Consider the following 896-nt stretch of genomic DNA (forward strand, 5'->3'; position numbering starts at 1 on the left):
ATGCGCAGCAAGACGCCCAATATACCCAATACATGTATAATACGATTAGTGTTAATCCGGCCTATGCTGGTAGTCGAGGTGTTATGAGTATTATGGGGCTACATCGTAGTCAGTGGGTAGGTTTAGATGGTGCACCACGTACCCAGACCCTCACACTGAATACTCCCATAGGTGATAATGAACGTATTGGTTTAGGTTTTTCGGTTGTTAATGATGAGATTGGTCCTACAGACGAGACCTTCATTGGAGCAGATTTTTCCTATTCTATCCCTACTTCAGATCGAGGAAAGTTAAGTTTAGGAATCAAAGCTGGGGCTCATTTATTGAATATTGATTTTCAGCAATTAACACAGTTCAATCAGAATGATGCTTTGTTTGAGAGAAATATCGACAATAAGTTTAGTCCACAGGTAGGTATAGGAGCATACTATAACACCGATAAGTTGTATGTTGGATTAAGTGCTCCTAATTTATTAGAGACCGATCATTTTGATGAGAGTACCACCAGTAGTGATAGTAATGCGATTAGTTTTTTGGCAGAGGAGCGTATTAACTATTATTTGATAGCGGGTTATGTTTTTGATTTGAATCCAGATCTTAAGTTTAAGCCAGCTGTATTGAGTAAACTGGTATTTGGAGCTCCCTTACAGGTTGATGTATCTGCTAATTTCTTATTGTATGAGCGATTGACCCTGGGGGTTGCTTATCGATGGAGTGCTGCAGTGACGGGGCAGGTGGGTTTCCAGATCTCGGATTCGATGATGATTGGCTTTGCATATGACAGAGAGACTACCGAGTTGGGGCAATCCCAATTTAATGATGGGAGTTATGAGGTGATGCTACGTTTTGAGCTTTTCAAGAAGTATAACCGAATGCTAACCCCTCGTTTCTTTTAA

Annotated in this window: 1 protein-coding gene; it reads left to right on the plus strand. The window is 40.6% G+C overall.

Annotated features, from left to right (window positions below; genetic code table 11):
- A partial coding sequence (locus JJQ60_RS21870; RefSeq protein WP_236669201.1) for a PorP/SprF family type IX secretion system membrane protein occupies positions 1–896 on the plus strand: 896 nt, incomplete at its 5' end.

The sequence above is a fragment of the Aquimarina mytili genome, assembly GCF_016735115.1.
Taxonomy (GTDB): Bacteria; Bacteroidota; Bacteroidia; order Flavobacteriales; family Flavobacteriaceae; genus Aquimarina; species Aquimarina mytili.